Annotated in this window: 14 protein-coding genes and 1 tRNA gene; 7 read left to right on the top strand and 8 right to left on the bottom strand. The window is 54.9% G+C overall.

The features are described from left to right. The first annotated feature begins 63 nt into the window (after positions 1 to 63). From GC090_RS03765 to GC090_RS03755, 3 genes are all read left to right on the top strand, one after another. Positions 64 to 1485: a M20 family metallopeptidase gene (locus tag GC090_RS03765; RefSeq protein ID WP_033740088.1), complete on the top strand. Its 1422-nt coding sequence runs from the start codon at positions 64 to 66 to the stop codon at positions 1483 to 1485. Next, on the top strand, positions 1482 to 2756 hold the full coding sequence (locus GC090_RS03760; RefSeq protein ID WP_277283116.1) for an MFS transporter: 1275 nt from the start codon (positions 1482 to 1484) through the stop codon (positions 2754 to 2756). Before GC090_RS03765 ends, GC090_RS03760 begins: the two co-directional genes overlap by 4 nt. Positions 2757 to 3718: 962 nt before the next feature. Continuing rightward, the gene (locus GC090_RS03755) at positions 3719 to 5029 is read left to right on the top strand and encodes a glycosyl hydrolase family 28-related protein (RefSeq protein ID WP_324020888.1); all 1311 of its coding nucleotides are present in this window, start codon (positions 3719 to 3721) and stop codon (positions 5027 to 5029) included. 426 nt (positions 5030 to 5455) lie between these two features. Here GC090_RS03755 and GC090_RS03750 read toward each other — a convergent pair. Beyond that, a tRNA-Phe gene (locus GC090_RS03750) sits at positions 5456 to 5531 on the bottom strand. 295 nt (positions 5532 to 5826) lie between these two features. Here GC090_RS03750 and GC090_RS03745 point away from each other — a divergent pair. From GC090_RS03745 to GC090_RS03730, 4 genes are read left to right on the top strand one after another with little or no spacing between them, the layout of a single operon-like run. Further along, positions 5827 to 7056 carry a SpoIIE family protein phosphatase gene (locus GC090_RS03745; protein WP_033739730.1) on the top strand — a complete coding sequence of 410 codons (1230 nt, stop codon included), beginning with the start codon at positions 5827 to 5829 and terminating at the stop codon, positions 7054 to 7056. A 16-nt stretch (positions 7057 to 7072) separates the two neighbouring features. Then, entirely contained in the window at positions 7073 to 7639 is a 567-nt protein-coding gene (locus tag GC090_RS03740) for a SiaB family protein kinase (RefSeq protein WP_006118245.1), read from the top strand. Then, positions 7632 to 8036, top strand: coding sequence for a DUF1987 domain-containing protein (locus GC090_RS03735; RefSeq protein ID WP_033739731.1), 405 nt, complete (start codon positions 7632 to 7634; stop codon positions 8034 to 8036). Before GC090_RS03740 ends, GC090_RS03735 begins: the two co-directional genes overlap by 8 nt. After that, a complete protein-coding gene (locus GC090_RS03730) occupies positions 8033 to 8743 on the top strand; it encodes a GGDEF domain-containing protein (RefSeq protein ID WP_033739733.1) in 711 nt (236 codons plus the stop codon). The genes GC090_RS03735 and GC090_RS03730 overlap by 4 nt, the downstream gene beginning before the upstream one ends. On the opposite strand, the gene mrdA is transcribed toward GC090_RS03730, so the two are convergent. The 7 genes from mrdA to GC090_RS03695 form a co-directional block, all read right to left on the bottom strand. Beyond that, entirely contained in the window at positions 8740 to 10623 is a 1884-nt protein-coding gene (gene mrdA, locus GC090_RS03725; RefSeq protein ID WP_039342248.1) for a peptidoglycan DD-transpeptidase MrdA2, read from the bottom strand. The two genes, GC090_RS03730 and mrdA, sit on opposite strands and share 4 nt — an antisense overlap. A gap of 205 nt (positions 10624 to 10828) precedes the next feature. After that, positions 10829 to 11542 carry a purine-nucleoside phosphorylase gene (deoD, locus tag GC090_RS03720; protein WP_054633162.1) on the bottom strand — a complete coding sequence of 238 codons (714 nt, stop codon included), beginning with the start codon at positions 11540 to 11542 and terminating at the stop codon, positions 10829 to 10831. Between the two features lie 33 nt (positions 11543 to 11575). Then, positions 11576 to 12799: a phosphopentomutase gene (deoB, locus tag GC090_RS03715; RefSeq protein ID WP_110268390.1), complete on the bottom strand. Its 1224-nt coding sequence runs from the start codon at positions 12797 to 12799 to the stop codon at positions 11576 to 11578. 93 nt (positions 12800 to 12892) lie between these two features. Continuing rightward, positions 12893 to 14221 (bottom strand): thymidine phosphorylase, encoded by a 1329-nt coding sequence (deoA, locus tag GC090_RS03710; protein WP_054687052.1) that lies wholly within the window; start codon positions 14219 to 14221, stop codon positions 12893 to 12895. A 59-nt stretch (positions 14222 to 14280) separates the two neighbouring features. Then, a complete protein-coding gene (deoC, locus tag GC090_RS03705; RefSeq protein WP_033739743.1) occupies positions 14281 to 15060 on the bottom strand; it encodes a deoxyribose-phosphate aldolase in 780 nt (259 codons plus the stop codon). A gap of 231 nt (positions 15061 to 15291) precedes the next feature. Beyond that, on the bottom strand, positions 15292 to 16065 hold the full coding sequence (locus tag GC090_RS03700; RefSeq protein ID WP_033739746.1) for a TatD family hydrolase: 774 nt from the start codon (positions 16063 to 16065) through the stop codon (positions 15292 to 15294). Beyond that, positions 16062 to 17111: a patatin-like phospholipase family protein gene (locus GC090_RS03695; RefSeq protein ID WP_006118237.1), complete on the bottom strand. Its 1050-nt coding sequence runs from the start codon at positions 17109 to 17111 to the stop codon at positions 16062 to 16064. The genes GC090_RS03700 and GC090_RS03695 overlap by 4 nt, the downstream gene beginning before the upstream one ends. Positions 17112 to 17128 lie beyond the last annotated feature (17 nt).

Genomic DNA, 17128 nt, shown 5'->3' with positions numbered 1-17128 from the left:
TTGTGGCAAAGCAGCGTTTCGGAAATGATGGGACAACATAATACGCATAAAAGATACGCAAACATGACAGCGCAAAACGCCATACAACAGGCCACCGCCTGGTTCGACAGTGGGGAATTTCAACGCATTCTGGCGCGTCGCGTGGCGCAGCGCACCGAGAGCCAGCGCCAGGATCGCGACGGCGAGTTGCATCACTATTTACACGATGAGATTGGGCCGCAGCTGCGCGCGCTGGGCTTTACTTTGCACTTTATTGAGAACACCGAAGCAGCCCACCGTCCCTTTCTGGTGGCGGTACGCATTGAAGATCCCGCCCTACCCACCCTGCTGAGCTATGGTCATGGCGATGTGGTGTTTGGCGATGACGAAAACTGGCGCGCAGGGTTAACGCCCTGGGAGCTTGTTGAAGAAGACGACCGCTGGTATGCCCGCGGCAGTGCGGATAACAAAGGTCAGCACTGCGTCAACCTGGCCGCGCTGGAACAGGTGTTTCAGGCGCGCGGCGGCAGGCTGGGTTTCAACTGCAAGCTGCTGTTCGAGATGGGCGAAGAGATCAGCTCGCCAGGTTTGGCACAGCTGTGCCAGCAGCACGGCGATCTGCTCAAAGCCGACCTGTTTGTCGCCTCAGACGGTCCACGCCTGAACGCGGTGCAGCCGACCCTGTTCCTGGGCTCGCGCGGTGCCGTCAATTTCCGCCTTACCATCACGGCTCGCGACAACGCCTATCACTCCGGCAACTGGGGTGGCCTGTTGAGTAACCCCGGCACGCAACTGGCCAATGCCATTGCCTCGCTGGTGAATGCTCAGGGCGTGCTTCAGGTGGCGGCGCTGAAACCCAGCTCACTCACTCAGCAGGTACGCGATATTCTCCGTCAGATTCACGTCGGCGGCATGCCTGGCGATCCCGAGATTGACAGAGACTGGGGCGAACCGGCACTTACCCCCACAGAACGCCTGTATGGCTGGAACACGCTGGAGGTGCTGTCTTTTCTCACCGGCAATCCTGCCCGCCCCATGAACGCCATTCCGGGCGAGGCGACCGCGGTATGTCAGCTGCGGTTTGTGGTCGGCACCGACTGGGAAAATCTGGCGCAGCACGTCAGGAAACACCTTTCACAGCACGGCTTTGACAACGTGAACGTCGAGTTTATGCGCGGATCGCCTGCCACGCGGCTGGATCCCACCGATCCGTTAGTCGACTGGGTGCTGACCAGCATGGCCGAAACCAGCGGCAAAACGCCGGCACTGCTGCCGAACCTGGGCGGTTCACTGCCTAATGAGGTGTTCTCCGACATTCTCGGCCTGCCCACGTTGTGGGTGCCGCACTCTTATCCCGCCTGCGGTCAGCACGGCGTGAACGAGCATATGCTGAAGTCAATTGCGCGCGAAGGCCTGCAGATCATGACCCGACTGCTGTGGGATTTGGGCGAACAAGGCCGCGAACTGGTCGCGAAGCATCGTCACCATGCCGGAGGTGCCGCATGAGCACACTTAATACCACCGCATCTCTGCACGCGAATAAACCCAGCCTGCACAAAACCCTGTTTGCCACCTGCATCGGTAATGCGCTGGAGTGGTTTGATATTGCGGTTTACGGCTTCTTTGCCAGCTATATCGCCCATGCGTTTTTCCCGACCCGCGATCCGTCCGTGTCGATATTGCTTACGTTCGGCAGTTTCGGTGTGTCTTTCCTGATCCGGCCGCTGGGCGCGATTGTGCTGGGCAACTATGCTGACCGCCATGGTCGCAAAAAGGCGCTACTGCTCTCCATCAATCTGATGATGCTGGGCGGTGCCGTGATTACGTTTATGCCGGGTTACGACAGTATTGGGTTGATGGCCCCTGTACTTATCCTGCTGGCGCGGCTGGTTCAGGGTTTTTCTGCCGGCGGCGAATTTGGCAGCTCGACGGCGTTCCTGGTGGAGCATTTTCCCGAGCGCAAAGCCTTTATCGCCAGCTGGCAGTTTGCCACTCAGGGGGCCAGTACGCTGATGGCATCCGCGTTTGGTCTGGGATTAACGAAAATCCTGACGGAAAGCGAGATTCAGGACTGGGGCTGGCGCATTCCCTTTGCCTTTGGTCTGCTGATTGGCCCACTGGGAATTTATATCCGCCGCCATGTGCATGAACCTGCCAGCTTTGCCACACATCAACCTGATGTTGCCCCACTTAAACGCCTGTTTGGCCGCCAGAAAGAGCTGATGTTGCTGGCGATTGGCCTGATGGTCATCTCCACGGCGGTTAACTACATGCTCAACTATGTACCGACCTATGCCACGCGCAATCTGCACCTGCCCGGCTCTGTGGCCTTTACCGCGACGTTAATGGCGGGTGTGATCCTGACCGTGGTGACGCCGGTTATGGGTCTGTGGGCAGAACGCATCGGCCGGGTTCCGTTGATGTGGGGATCGCTGATTTTACTGATCGTCACCATCTATCCCGCCTTTAAGCTGGTCGTCAGTCACACCACGCCCACCACGCTTGTCGCGCTGGTCTGCTGGATGGCGTTGCTGAAATCGATCTACTTCTCAACCGTGCCGTCGGTCATGGCCGATCTGTTTCCGATGGGCACCCGCGCCAGCGGCATGGCGATCAGCTATAACATCGCAGTGACCGTATTTGGCGGATTTGCACCGCTGATCTGTTCGCTGTTAATCACGGCCACCGGCACCAGCCTGGCACCCGGCTATTACCTGATGGCCATGTCGGTGCTGAGCGGCCTGGCACTGCTGCGCAGCCAGAAGCGCGTGAAGTAGGAGAACAGGTGCACAGGGTTGTGCACCTGACGGATTTTACAAGGTGGCAGAAGTTTGGCTGTTAACGCTTCATTTGCTTCAATAACCCCAGCATCAGTCGGGCTGAGAAAGCTGACTGATTTTTCCTTTCTTTATACCTTGCTAAGAACCCCACCGATTGCTTTCAACAATATTCATCCCCCCCACTTTAGAATGTAACAGTCTTCATAAAACCCGGTAATGGCTCAATGTGTGGTCTGCCACCCCGAAAACGGAACGGTAGAAAAGACGCATTAATACTGTAAACAAGATTAACTTACTCACATGAGGCATCATCTTTATGCCGTCTGGCAAGCTGACGATAATGAAAAATAACAATCCAGTCACGATAAAGAAGCTCTGTGAACCATCATATTCTGCTGCGTTCCAGCAGCAAGACTTACGGAGAACCCACTAACAATTAACACGCACCGTTTTTATTCCAGTGATGGAACGGCAGAACAATAAGGATGCGTTCACCAATACGAGCAAAGGTTATTACAGCGTTATTAAGAACAGCCCATTTCGGAAGTATTTTTTAGCAGCATTAAAACTATCAGACCATGACTTTTCGCCTGGCCAGTGAGCCATCTTTCCTCCGCCTGAATATGCTGTTTGTCAGCGACCCGTTCGCCTTTTTCCTGTTGCGCGATTTGGCAGGGATCTGTGAATCATTTCAGATCGGCTTTAACTGTAAAATCTATCCCGTATTCTGTTTAACTCATCCCGGCTCTGTTAACCATTTTGATCTCGCTCAATGTTCTTACGCTTAATGTTGCCTACCCAGGCAGAAACCCGTTTTTTATTACGTGCAATCATGCAAACCTGCCATTATTCGGCCCTCCCTTGCTGAAGATGCAGTAGAAACACTGCGTAATTTACATTAAATACGGACAGACACACCATGCAGATCAAGTAGGTTTTACGTTAAAAATGAGGTGAATATGGATACGTTATATGACTATATTTTTGCGCCCGACATGGGTATTTACCCTGATACATCCGAAGATCTCTCTGAAAAACTCATTGCGCTATTAAATATCAGCACGCAACAGAAAAAAGGCATTTATTTCCCCGCAGGCGTCTACCTTTTCTCGCAGGATATCCAGCTCAAATCGTTTAACTCACTGAAAGGTGATGTTACCGGCACGCTATTTCGCGGTATCAACAACAAACGCGCCGTCATGTTTGGTGACGGTCAATATGGCAATACCGTTGCTAACCTGACAATAGAGAATATTATCTTTGAGAATGCGACGCTGTATTTTTACGGAAGAAAAACCGGCATTAATGTTAACTATAATGTTTTTATTAATACGGTGAGCGATACTAACGAGGCCCAGTTAACCTGCTCAACAAAGGCTTACCTGATTAAGGGCAATGTTTTTATGCGTGGCCGGGGTTATCCCGGCGTGGCGATAAATACTTATGGCAATGCGCCCGGCCTGACAATCGAGCAAAATTTTCTGGGTTCAATAACGGACATTTCTGTTGCTGAAGCGTGGATTGATGCAACCACAAAAGCGATGCTGCTGACGCTTATCGCATTACGCACACGGGGGATAATGACATTTGATGATGAGCAGGGGCACTTTGTTGCCGGGTGGTACTCGACCAGCAATTTGAAAAAAGGGGTTTTCCGTAAAAATTTCTTTTCAGGTAGCACGACTCCCCGCTTGTATAATCCGGCCAGCGGTGAAAATGATATTGTCCGGGATCATGCTGTTTATATTAAAGCCTACGACCAGGTTGAAGTTGTTGAGAACTATTTTTCAGGCTGGCCTGCTGATGCGTCCGGTCAGTTGAAATTCCGTAATGCCCGAGGCCTCGTATTTGCCGGTAACTATCTAAAAAGTATCTCATTTGATGCACGTCCCTACGACGATCTAGCCGTTCAATGGCGCATCATGCAGGATACCTTTATATTCAATAATTATTTGAACGATGGAATGATTAGCTACTGGAGTAACATTTATGATACGCCAGAGAAACACATCACCGTTTCAAAGTATCTGGTGTTCTCTAATCTGTTTATTAATCGCAGCGAAGATTCTCAACTCATTGGTTCGCCTGGCCCTGGCGTCACCCTGTTCCCTGACGCTTTTCATTGCGCGGAAAACCGCTTTGCCGACAGCGGAAAACGGGTGGTGATAGCAGGCGTCATCGCAGAAATACCCCTGCCAGCGATCATCGATCTGTTACCTGACTATGCGTTGCCCTATCTGAATCTTCAGCCGATCATGCCAGCCGTGTAGCCTCTCGCTTCGCCCCGGTACCGTCCGGGGTTTATTATTAGCCTGGGCCAGGCCGGACAGCCTGATTTACGCAATTCGAATGGGGCAGCAGGCCGTAGCAGTAAACTGGATGTCAGTCCTTGCGTCTGGCAGGCGTCAGCGACGTGATCCCGTTAAGCTGATGATAACAGGCTTCCGGTAAAAAGAGGTCTTTCTGCTCTGCTACCGGACTGCATACTTTTCGGAGAAGCGCATGACATAGGGAAGATCGAGGTGCTATCGCCGCTCAGTCAGCCTTTTTATGGGCAGATGCCGTAACAGGCTGGCAATCGACATACGCCTTGTCCCTCGCCACGAAGAGGCTGTTTTGCACGTTTAGCCGTCCCGATAACTACGGCCTTGCCCCCAAACGCAAAAACCCCCGCCGAAGCGAGGGTTTCAAATTTGTGGTGCCCGAACCCGGAATCGAACCAGGGACACGGGGATTTTCAATCCCCTGCTCTACCGACTGAGCTATTCGGGCAACGGGGCGCATTAAACCCTATGCAGGCCCCAGCGTCAAACGCTTTTCACAAAAATGAAATCAACTGCCGCCTTTTCCATCAACCGCAGCAACATTGACCGCCGGTCCCGGTGGCGCATAACTCGGGTGCCGGATTTTCACGCTGTCTAACGCCGCCTGGCTGGCGGTTTTTCGCTGCTATTTTGCTTTATCCACGATTTATCGGCGCTCTTTTTACTAACTGTTTTTTTGCCATAAATCCGTCATCTGCGCTCATTACTCTTAAGATTATTCCTGGACAATCAAGAGCCGCATCATGCAGTTACCCGCCTCTGTGAATACTGTGGTTTCCGCCTCAAGTCGTTACGACGCGCGGGTGTTATGCATTGAGGTCCCTTTTGTCAGTCCGGAGACGGATAACCGTGCGGTGATGGCGCTGTTTGCCGAGCATAAAGATCTCATCGGTTTGCCCGTGGTAGAAAACGGCAAGCCATTCGGCATGATTAACCGCCACATCTTTTTGTCGCAGATGGCGCGGCCCTTCTTTCCCGAACTGTATGACCGTAAGAGCTGCATTGCCTTTATGGATAAGTTCCCGCTGGTGATCGACGTAGAAAACACGCTGGAAAGCGTGGCGCAGCAGGTGGTGGCCAATGGCGATAAGTCCGTCGCTGATGGCTTTATCCTGACGGAGAACGGGCACTATATTGGCATTGGTTTAGGGATCGATCTGATCCGCCGCGTCTCCGACTTACAGGCGCGCCAGCATCAGCAGATTTTACAAAGCATTGATTACGCGCGGGTGATTCAGGATGCGATGCTGGACCGATCCAATCAGCTAATCGCGACTCTGCTCGACGACTGGTGTCTGTACTGGCAGCCCAGGGACGGCGTGGGGGGCGATTATTACGCCTTTCACCGTCATGATAACGGCTGGCTGGCGGTCATTGCCGACTGTACGGGCCACGGTATTCCTGGTGCCTTTATGACGGTAATTTTGCAGTCTGCGCTGGAAAATGCGCTACGCGAGGCCGATCTGCAGGCGCCTGCCCGCATTCTGCATGCGCTTAACCACCATATTAAACAAACCCTGGGACAGTTAAATGCGTCTCAGCAAACGTCACTCTCTAACGATGGCTGCGATGCCATCGTGCTGTCTGTCGATACCGAACTGCATCAGCTGCGTTGGGCCAGCGCCCGAACCCAGGCATTTATGCTCAGCAACATCAGTAACGAAATCATCGCGCTCAGCCAGGATCGCGTCGGCGTGGGGTATACCGATACGCCGGAGGATTATGACTGGCCGGAACAGAGCCTGGCATTTAATCGCGGCGATATGCTGTTTGTGCTGACGGACGGCGTCACCGATCAGCCGGGTGGCGAGCGCAATATTATGTTTGGCAATAAGCGTATTCAGTCACTGCTGATGCGCTATCAGCATTTGCCTATGGCGGAGTTATCGCTGGCGTTTCAGCAAGACTATTTAAGCTGGCAAGGTAACCAGGCGCGACGCGACGACGTCACCTGGTTTGGCTTTCGCTATTGATTGCACCGGGAAGAAAATGAAAAACGAATCACTCCGTGGTCTGCCGTTCAACACCGAATCGCAATCTGGTCTTATCGCGCTCCAGTACACCGGCTTTTTTTCGCCGCAAAACATCACGGCAATGGGTGAAGTGGTCAAACTGTTTCTGGAGAACCACGAGCAGTCACAGAAAGTGCGACGACGGCTGTTCTCCAGCTTTGTCGAGATCGCGCAAAACATCCTGCGCTACTCGCAGGACAGCCGGGCGCTGAGCCACAACGATCAGCTCTATCGTTTTGGATCGCTGAGCCTGCGCTATGATGGTGGGCGCTACTATCTGGAAAGTGCCAATCTGGTAGGCAGCGATGCCAGCGTTCAACTGCGTGGCGATCTGGACTCGTTACGGGTCATGAACGCAGACGAAATTAAACAAGCCTACCGCAGTCGGTTACGCGCAGAGAGTCCTGTCTGGAGCAAAGGCGCCAATATCGGCTTACTTACCCTTGCCCGCGACGTCAGTGAACCGCTGGAATACTGCTTCCAGCCACTGGAAGCCAGCGAGCTCTCTGCCTTTTGGCTAAAGGCGACAATCTGCCATGACTAAAGAATCCTCTATGCAAACCATTCATCTCACCGCCACCGAATGCACGCCCGCCGTGGAATTTGATTTTGCGGCCCAGCGATTTTCCCTGCGGGGCGAATCCTGGCCGGAAAATGCGGCCGCCTTTTATCGCCCGCTGCAAAGTGCACTGGAATCCTGGCAACCGCAGGCCAGCCAGCTGACTGAAGTCAATATCGACCTGAGCTATTTCAACAGCTCCAGCACCAAAATGCTGTTTGGGCTGTTCGATCAGTTCAACAGGCTGGCGCAGAACGGCTGTGAGATTGTGCTGAACTGGTTCTATGACGCTGAAGATGACGTGTCAGAAGAGTTTGGCGAGGAGCTGTCGCTGGATTTCACCGCCCTGACCGTCACATTACATGCGGAACAGCGCCAATGACGCACCTTAATGAGCTGTTTCTGGAAGAAACCCAGGCGCTGAACCATGCCAGCCATGTGGCGGCGCAGAGCTGTCTGCACGCCGAAGAGTACCGCCAGGCGCTGTCCGATCTTAATAACCACTATCAGCGGCTGATGCGCGAAACTTACCGGCTGATCTCGCGCAGCGATCGAGCCGAGCGTGAGTTAAACCGGGTGAATGAGCAGCTTATTGAGCTTACGAGAGAGCTGGAGTACAAAGCCACTCACGATCCGCTGACGAATGTCTGGAACCGCAGCGCCATTATTCAGCGCATCAGCGACACACTGACGCGAACCCCCGCCGCTCTGATCATTCTTGATATCGATTTTTTTAAACGGATTAACGACGAATATGGCCATCCCACCGGGGACAAAGTGATCTGCGAGCTGGTGCAACGTATACAGCGCAACACACCGGACATTGCCAGCATCGGGCGCATTGGGGGGGAAGAGTTCACGATTATGCTGCCGGATACGTTCCTTGGGGAAGCGGTGATTGTCGCCGGGGCGATTCTCGCCTCACTGAACGCGTCTCCCCTGGATGCGTTGCCCGAGCGGCTGGTCACCGCCAGCCTGGGCGTGAGTTGGGGCGCGGCGGGCTCCCACTTCGAAGCGCTTTATACGCATGCCGACGCCGCACTCTATGATGCTAAAAAGCACGGACGTAACCGGGTATTTTTCCGCTAGCGGGCCGGACGCTGGGCAACCTCAACGGGCGGCGGCGTGGTGGGCGGCAGGAAAATATGATCGAGAAGCTGCCGCATTACCGGCGCGGCCAGCACGCCTTCGCTGCCCCCATTTTCCAGGATCAACGCCACAGCCACCTTAGGATCGTTAAAGGGGGCGAAGGCGGTATAAAACGTATGATCGCGCAGCCGCACCGGGATCATTTTGGCATTGTAGGTCTGATTTTGTTTCAGGCTGAATACCTGCGACGTTCCACTCTTGGCCGCAATGCCATAAGGCGCGGTGTGGAAATACTTGTAGCCTGTGCCGTTCGGCGCGTTAGCCATGCCAAACATGGCGTGACGCACCAGCGACCAGTAAGGGGAATGCGGATCACCAATCTGCGCCTGCGGCAGTTTCGGCTGGTAAAGCTGCACGTGGTTGCCAAGCTGCGATTTCTCCAGCAGGTGCGGGGCAATGACTCTGCCATTGTTAATCAGCGCCACCAGCGCCTTCACCATCTGAATCGGCGTGGCGATCCAGTAGCCCTGACCAATGCCGACTGACACCGTATCGCCCTGATACCAGGGTTTCTTATGCACTTTCATCTTCCAGTCACGGCTGGGCAGCAGTCCGTTGTACTCTTCATTCAGATCGATGCCGGTGGACTGACCGTAGCCAAATTTACTGAGCATGGTGTGAATACGATCGATGCCCATCATAAACGCCACCTGATAGAAGAAGGTGTCCGCCGACTCTTCGATCGCTTTAGTGACATCCAGCGTACCGTGACCGCTTTTTTTCCAGTCGCGATAGCGGCGGTCAGTACCGGGTAATGTCCAGGTGGGCCCGCCAAAAAAGGTGGTCTGTGGCGTAATGACGTGCGTGAGCAGCGCCGACATCGCCATATAGGGTTTTACCGTTGAGGCCGGCGGATACAGGCCCTGCGTGACACGGTTGATCAGCGGTAAATTTTTATCCTGCAGCAGCTTTTTGTACGCCTGATAGCTGATGCCCTTTACGAACGGATTGGGATCGTAGCTGGGGCTGGAAACCATCGCCAGCACTGAGCCATCATGGGGATCTTCGACCAGCAACGCGGCGCGCTGCCCGACCAGCAGGCTTTCCGCGTACTGTTGCAGATGCAGATCCAGCGTCAGCGTAATGTTCTTTCCCGCCACCGGCGGCACTTCTTTCAGCACCCGGACAATGCGCCCGTGGTTATCCACTTCCACTTCCTGATAGCCGGGTTTGCCGTGCAGCAGGGATTCGTAATAGCCCTCAATCCCCTGCTTACCGATGTTATGGTCGGCAGCATAGTTTTCAGCGATGCCCTCTGCGTTCAGCCGCTTGTAGTCATTATCGTTGATTTTGGAAACATAGCCGATCACATGCGCGAGATCGGCCCCATAGGGATATTCCCGGTCCTGATAGGTATCGATGCTGACGCCGGTAAAACGGAACTGGTTAACCGAAAAACGCGCCACCTCTTCGTCTGTGAGTTCCTCTTTGAGAATGACGGGCTTATAACGGCTTGTCTGATGCAGATCGTGCTGAAAGCGCTCGATATCTTCCGGGGTCAGATCAACCAGTGGCGTCAGTTCTTGCAACAGCGCCTTCATGTCCTCCACTTTGTACGGGGTAACCGTGATGTCATACCAGGTCACGTTGCGCACCAGCGGGATCCCGTTGCGGTCAAAGATCAGTCCGCGCGTGGGCGCAATGGGGATCATTTTGATGTCGTTCTCGTTCGAGCGCGTCTGATAATAGCTGTGGTCGCGGACCTGCAGGCGATACAGGTTAAAACCCAGGATGCTAAAGCACAGGCAAACCAGTACAAACGCCATAGCGGCACGGCGGACAAACAACTTCTCTTCAGCGTCGAAATCACGGAAATTCATCAGGCAGGTATTTTCTGTATGGCGTGTTGTTATTAATTGTTCGGCTTCATGATAGTGACATCAGCCCGTCGTGCCAGCGCGAAGATGCACAAGCCTGATGAAAAGTGTGTCATTTAGTGAGAATGTTGCGAAATGGAAAACGGGAGAGGATCATCCGGCCGCAGATGCGCAGCCGGATAAAGGGGCCGATCAGCCACCGTGGGGATTAATCACCCAGCAGCACCGACTCCAGCGCGATTTTAATCATGTCATTAAAGGTGGTCTGGCGTTCTGCGGCCGTGGTCTGCTCGTGGGTACGGATATGGTCAGACACGGTACAGATGGTCAGCGCTTTCGCGCCAAATTCAGCGGCTACGCCGTAGATGCCTGCGGCTTCCATTTCCACACCCAGAATGCCGTACTTCTCCATCACGTCGAACATCTGCGGATCGGGCGTATAGAACAGATCGGCCGAGAAGATGTTACCGACGCGCGCCTCGACGCCCAGGTTTTTGGCCGCATCCACCGCGTTGCGCACCATGTCGAAGTCCGCGATAGCGGCAAAGTCATGGTCTTTGAAGCGCATACGGTTCACTTTGGAATCGGTGGATGCCCCCATGCCGATCACGATGTCACGCAGTTTCACATCGGGACGCACCGCACCGCAGGAGCCCACGCGGATGATTTTCTTCACACCGAACTCGGTGATCAGCTCTTTCGCATAGATAGAGCAGGACGGAATGCCCATGCCGTGGCCCATAACAGAGATTTTGCGGCCTTTATAGGTGCCGGTGTAACCCAGCATGCCGCGCACGTTGTTGACCTCAACGGCATCGTCCAGAAAGGTTTCTGCGATGTGTTTCGCACGCAGCGGATCGCCCGGCATCAGTACGACGTCAGCGAAATCACCCATTTCTGCGTTAATGTGAGGAGTTGCCATGATTCTCTATCCTTTTTAAAAATTTCGCTGTTTTTACAGCATGTTCTTGCCGTAGTCCATGGGGGACAGGTCAAAATAGTGTGCAATCGTCTGGCCGATATCCGCGAAGGTATCGCGGTAACCCAGCGATCCCGGCTCGACCTTCGGGCCGTAAATTAAGATCGGAATATGCTCGCGCGTATGTTCCGTGCCTTGCCAGGTCGGATCGCAACCGTGGTCGGCGGTGAGGATCAAAATATCATCCTCTTTGACCAGCGCCATCAACTCTGGCAAGCGGCGATCGAACAGCTCCAGCCCGCCTGCATAGCCTGCCACATCGCGACGATGGCCCCAGGTAGAGTCGAAGTCTACGAAGTTGGTAAACACAATCGCCTGATCCGGCGCGGTTTTCATTTCCTGGATGGTGGCATCAAACAGCGCATCCAGTCCGGTGGCTTTGACTTTTTTGGTGATGCCCTGCTCCGCGTAGATGTCGGCAATTTTACCTACCGAAATCACATGACCGCCCTTCTCATCCACCAGCTTCTTCAGCATGGTAGGCGATGGCGGCTCCACGGCCAGATCGTGACGGTTACCGGTGCGCTCAAAGCTGCCGGCTTTGTCACCCACGAACGGGCGGGCAATCACGCGGCCAATGTTATAACCGCCTTCCGTCAGCTCCTCGCGCGCAATTTCACACAGCGCATACAGGCGATCTAAGCCGAAGGTTTCTTCATGGCAGGCAATCTGAAACACGGAATCCGCCGAGGTGTAAAAAATCGGCTTGCCCGAAGCCATGTGTTCTTCACCCAACTGGTCGAGAATAACCGTACCGGATGAGTGACAGTTACCGAGATAACCCGGCAACTCCGCCCGCTCAACCAGTTTATCCAGCAGCTCCTGCGGAAAGCTGTTCTCTTTATCGCTGAAGTAGCCCCAGTCGAACAGAACAGGCACACCGGCGATTTCCCAGTGGCCTGACGGCGTATCTTTACCGGATGAGCGTTCGCTGGCGTAAGCGTAAGCGCCTTTTATCTCAGCGTCAGGATCCAGTCCCGGCGGGAAACGCCCGGTAGAAAGCTCGGCCGCTTTGCCCAGACCTAACGCGGTCATATTCGGTAAGTGCAGCGGTCCTTTACGGCCCTGATCCGCTTTACCGTTAAAACAGGCTTCTGCGATATGACCTAACGTATCGGAACCTGCATCGCCGAATTTGTCGGCATCTTTGCTGGCGCCGATTCCAAAGGAATCCAGCACCATAATAAAAGCACGTTTCATGCCAGTCTCCTGCGCTAACGCGCGCGACAAGTCAAAAAAAGCGATCAGATCAGTATACCCGAATCGTCTCCGGTATACAGTCTGTTATCCGCGTTATCCCGCTTCAGTCACACGGCGATAAACCACCGGTGTGGTCGCCGGGGCGCTGTCCCCCAGAGTGATGGCCGCTTTGACAGCGGCGGCGGCCTGCTGCCAGTGCGCTTCGCTGCTGGCATGAATAACCGCCAGCGGGCGTGAAGCGTCCACCCGCTCGCCCAGCGTGATCATGTCGCTTAAGCCCACGCTGTAATCAATGGCGTCGCTGGCGCGCTGACGTCCACCGCCCATCGCAACCACCGCCATGCCTAACGCGCGGGTATCCATCTGCGTGACGTAACCTGCGCCATCGGCATAAACCGCTTTGCTCATCACAGGGGCTGTGAGGTAGCTGTCGTAGCGCTCAACGAAATCGGTTGGGCCACGTTGTGCTGCCACCATGCGGGCAAATACCTCTGCGGCTTTGCCGTTATCCAGCACGGCGAGAAGTTGTTCACGGGCGTCGGTTTCGTTAGCCGCCAGTTTGCCGGAAATCAGCATTTCGCTGCACAGGGCCAGCGTCACGTCCAGCAGGCGCGGATTGCGCTGCTCACCCGTCAGGAAGCGCACGGCTTCGCGCACTTCCAGGGCATTGCCCGCCGAAGAAGCCAGGACCTGATTCATATCTGTTAGCAGCGCCGTGGTACGGCAGCCCGCGCCATTCGCCACGCCCACAATGGCCTGCGCCAGACTCTCAGAGGCTTCCCAGGTCGGCATAAAGGCGCCGGAGCCGACTTTGACATCCATCACCAGCGCATCCAGGCCTTCGGCCAGTTTTTTCGCCAGGATCGAAGCGGTAATCAGCGGAATGGAATCCACGGTGGCGGTGATATCGCGGGTCGCGTAAAAACGTTTATCCGCCGGTGCCAGCGAGTTAGTTTGCCCGATGATGGCCACACCAACCTGTTTGATGGTCTGGCGGAAATGGTCATCGCTGGGGAAAATGTCAAAACCGGGAATCGCCTCCAGCTTATCCAGCGTACCGCCGGTATGGCCCAGTCCGCGTCCGGAGATCATCGGGATATAGCCGCCACAGGCCGCCACCATGGGTCCGAGCATCAGCGAGGTCACATCGCCCACGCCGCCCGTGGAGTGCTTGTCGACCACCGGCCCGTTCAGATTCAGTGAAGCCCAGTTCAGGACGGTGCCGGAATCCCGCATCGCCATGGTCAGCGCAACGCGCTCCGGCAGTGACATATCGTGGAAATAGATGGTCATTGCCAGTGCGGCAATTTGCCCTTCGGACACGCTGTTATCGCGCACCCCGTTGATGAAGAAACGAATTTCGTCTTCAGTCAGCGCCTGGCCGTCACGTTTTTTTCGAATGATTTCTTGTGCGAGGTACAATGTCGCCCCCTTACGTCAGGGAAAGAGGAGAAGAGGCGGCCGTGAGCCGCCCGGATGAATCAGTAACCCGACTTGCTGGTGTCGCTGCTGTGCCCAAGCGTGTTGAGCAGATTTGCCAGCAGGCTGGAGGCACCAAAACGGAAATGGCGGGCATCGGCCCAGTCGGCACCCAGCGTGTCATCCGCCAGCTGCAGATAGACAGCGGCATCTTCAGCGGTGCGAACGCCGCCTGCCGGTTTGAAGCCAACCTGCGCTTTCACACCTTTGTCGCGAATGACGCTCATCATGATCTGCGCCACTTCCGGCGTGGCGTTGACCGGCACTTTACCGGTTGAGGTTTTGATAAAGTCAGCCCCGGCATCAATCGCAATTTCAGAGGCCTGACGAATCAGCGCTTCCTGCTTCAGTTCGCCGGTTTCGATAATAACCTTCAGTAAAACGCCGGCTTCCGCACAGGCGGTTTTGCAGGCCTTGACCAGATCAAAGCCGACCTGCGCATTGCCTGCCATCAGCGCGCGATAAGGGAAAACCACATCCACTTCATCAGCGCCGTAAGCGATGGCGGCACGGGTTTCGGCCAGCGCAATCTCAATATCGTCATTGCCATGAGGGAAGTTGGTTACGGTGGCGATGCGCACGTCAGGCGTGCCCTGCTCACGCAGCGTTTTACGCGCCACGGGAATGAAACGCGGATAAATACAGATGGCAGCGGTGTTACCCACCGGAGATTTCGCCTGATGACAGAGCGCGATCACTTTCTCGTCGGTGTCATCCTCGTTCAGCGTGGTTAAATCCATCAGTTTCAGGGCGCGCAGGGCCTGCTGTTTAATATCGGTCATGGTGATCTCCAGAACATCGGGTAAACGTTCGCCCACCCTTAAATGTGATAATATTAACAATAATGACGGCCATTTTATGTGCACCAAATCACATAAAAGTATGAAACGGCTGCAAACACTCAGCGAAAATTTAGATTATATGCAAGGTATGGCGCAAGGCAGCCAGTATAAGTCAGCGACAGGGATGTTACTATTATAACATTTCACCAGGACACGATGTGACGGCGGGAATTATGTGAGCGAAAACAGCGCATGACTGTTGTGCCATAACGCGTCGGCGATTTCGGCGGGCGGCTCGTCACGCAGTTCACACAACACCTGCCAGACTAAAACGGCGCGCTCGGGTCGGTTTGGCTGGCCCTGGTAGCCGTTCAGCGGCATATCAGGCGCATCGGTTTCCAGCAGCAGCGACGAGAGCGGTAAACGGGCAATCGTCTGCCGGGTTTTACTGGCGCGGGGATACGTAATCGTGCCGCCTACGCCAATCGCATAGCCGAGCTTAATAAACGCCTGCGCCTGCTGCAGGCTACCGGCAAAACCGTGTACGACGCCGCGCCGTGGCACAGCCTGCCGACGCAGATGCAGTGCCAGCTGATCGTGCGTGCGGCGCGAATGCAGGATCACCGGCAGATCGTAACGTTTCGCCAGCTTCAGTTGCGCATCCAGGAAACAGGTTTGCTTATCAAACTGCGGATCGTCCCGATACAGATCCAGGCCGATCTCACCGAGGGCCACCAGCTTTGGGGGCCGCTGTTGTAACAGGCTTTCAAGCTGAGCGAGGTGCTGCTCCTCGTGCTGCTCCGTCACAATCGGATGCAGGCCGAGTGCGGCATATAACGCGCGGTGCTGCCGGGCTAACTGACAAACAAGGTCAAAGCGCCCTGCCTCGACCGACGGCACAATAATTTTTTCAACGCCCGCGTCCGCAGCCTGGCGCAGACTGACGTCGGCCGCGTCCACAAACGGCGGAAAATCAAAGTGACAGTGGGTATCAACAAACCTCATGTCAGCGGACCCTCGCCATAAGTGCCATCGTTGCCGGTCAGCGGGATGACCGGAGCGATATCCCCCGGCTCATTTGCCACCGGCGCAGAAGGGACCACAATATCCAGCCCTGTGTGGGGCTCGGCATCGCTCAGCCATTGCCCCAGCGTGGCAATAAAGTAGCGACCACAGCGGCGCCCCAGATGGTAATCCTGATTCAACGCGGCAATACGACTGCCCAGTGCGTTACTGGCTAACACGCGCGGCGGGAAGATTTCGATGATACGTAAATCACCCGGCGGCTTTTCAATAAACTGCTGGGTTTCGCGATAGGTCTGCTCGTGATGGTGCAGAATCTTGATCATCGGCTGCAGCGCCCCGCCGCTGAACCAGCGTTCCATACGGGTCACCCAACGGGGCACATCGAACATCTGCGACGGCACGGTACGGATGACCACAATGGTATCGGCCCCGCGTTTTGCCGCTTCGCGTACGGGAATCGCATCGCTGACGCCGCCATCCAGATAGCTTATGCCTTCCAAATCCACGCCCAGACGGTAAAAGCCCGGAATGGCGCTGGAAGCCTTAATAATATCCAGCCAGTTACTGGCTGTGGGGGCAAAGTAACTGGGGGCATAGTCATCACTGCGACAGGCGCACATGTAAAATTGCCGCCCCGAAGCAAACAAGGTTTCGGCGCTGGTCATGGCCAGCGGAAATTCGCTGCGGGTGATATCAATTAACCAGTCGAGATCGATAAGATTACCGCCGCGCAGGAAACGCACGGGGTCAAAGAACAGCTTACTGGTGGTATAGCGGGTAATCACCCGACGTGCATAGCCCGGTTGGCCGCAGACATAAGCGGAAAGGTTCTGCGCACCAGCAGAAGAGCCTAACAGCAACTGAAAGGGATTGAATTTTGCCCGCTGGAACTCATCCAGAACGCCTGCTGTGAAAATGCCGCGCTGGCCGCCGCCCTCGCACACTAAGGCAATTTTGTTGGCTTTAAACGGTGTGAGTGCAAGGGGTTCAATGGCCCCGAGCGTCACGGGAATACGTATACCCAATGTACCGACCTCAGAGT

It is taken from the genome of Pantoea sp. JZ29 (assembly GCF_035190385.1).
Classification (GTDB): domain Bacteria; phylum Pseudomonadota; class Gammaproteobacteria; order Enterobacterales; family Enterobacteriaceae; genus Pantoea; species Pantoea stewartii.
The sequence above is the reverse complement of the archived record's forward strand: the minus strand, read 5'-3'. Positions and strand labels throughout refer to the sequence as shown.

Coding starts and splice junctions, on each gene's coding strand:
- deoB (WP_110268390.1), bottom strand. CDS start 12,799: ATGAAACGTGCTTTTATTATGGTGCTGGATTCCTTTGGAATCGGCGCC.
- deoC (WP_033739743.1), bottom strand. CDS start 15,060: ATGACCGATATTAAACAGCAGGCCCTGCGCGCCCTGAAACTGATGGAT.
- GC090_RS03700 (WP_033739746.1), bottom strand. CDS start 16,065: ATGAGGTTTGTTGATACCCACTGTCACTTTGATTTTCCGCCGTTTGTG.
- GC090_RS03755 (WP_324020888.1), top strand. CDS start 3,719: ATGGATACGTTATATGACTATATTTTTGCGCCCGACATGGGTATTTAC.
- GC090_RS03735 (WP_033739731.1), top strand. CDS start 7,632: ATGACTAAAGAATCCTCTATGCAAACCATTCATCTCACCGCCACCGAA.
- GC090_RS03745 (WP_033739730.1), top strand. CDS start 5,827: ATGCAGTTACCCGCCTCTGTGAATACTGTGGTTTCCGCCTCAAGTCGT.
- GC090_RS03740 (WP_006118245.1), top strand. CDS start 7,073: ATGAAAAACGAATCACTCCGTGGTCTGCCGTTCAACACCGAATCGCAA.
- GC090_RS03760 (WP_277283116.1), top strand. CDS start 1,482: ATGAGCACACTTAATACCACCGCATCTCTGCACGCGAATAAACCCAGC.
- GC090_RS03730 (WP_033739733.1), top strand. CDS start 8,033: ATGACGCACCTTAATGAGCTGTTTCTGGAAGAAACCCAGGCGCTGAAC.
- deoD (WP_054633162.1), bottom strand. CDS start 11,542: ATGGCAACTCCTCACATTAACGCAGAAATGGGTGATTTCGCTGACGTC.
- mrdA (WP_039342248.1), bottom strand. CDS start 10,623: ATGAATTTCCGTGATTTCGACGCTGAAGAGAAGTTGTTTGTCCGCCGT.
- GC090_RS03765 (WP_033740088.1), top strand. CDS start 64: ATGACAGCGCAAAACGCCATACAACAGGCCACCGCCTGGTTCGACAGT.